This window comes from Streptomyces hilarionis (assembly GCF_024539675.1).
In the GTDB taxonomy this organism is placed as follows: domain Bacteria; phylum Actinomycetota; class Actinomycetes; order Streptomycetales; family Streptomycetaceae; genus Streptomyces; species Streptomyces hilarionis.
On sequence record NZ_JAHHIT010000458.1, the window covers coordinates 1 to 429 of the forward strand.

1 protein-coding gene is annotated in these 429 nt (G+C 51.7%); it reads left to right on the forward strand.

Translation table 11 applies throughout. The features are described 5' to 3' along the window. The coding region (locus KMS84_RS43935) for a DUF3577 domain-containing protein (RefSeq protein ID WP_256921346.1) at positions 1–381 on the forward strand (381 nt) is incomplete at its 5' end. Positions 382–429 lie beyond the last annotated feature (48 nt).

The following is a 429-nucleotide window of genomic DNA, read 5'->3' on the forward strand; positions in this document are numbered from 1 at the left end:
GAGTATTCCTATATCGACTGCAACGTGGTCGGCGCTGAAGCTGAAAAGCTGATTCGTCGCAGCCAAGCAGCCGTTGAAGCCGGAAAGAAGGTCCTTGTGAGCTTCCGCATCGGTGATATCTGGACCGACGCATTTACCTACGAGAAAGGCGATAAAAAAGGTCAACCTGGAGCAAGCCTCAAGGGACGCCTGTTGTTTATCGGCTGGATCAAGGTGGATGGCCAAACCGTCTATGAAGCAAAGCCTCGTGAAGTAGAACCAGTTGTTGAAGACGGCGAAGCGGAACCTGAAGCACAGCTCGCAAGCGAAGAAGCATCCGAGCCAGTAGCAGAGGAACAATCCAAGCCAACGCCCGCTAAACAGCAGCGTACGGCATCTTGATTCACTTTGTTGAAAGGCACCCTTCGGGTGCCTTCATTATTATCAAAG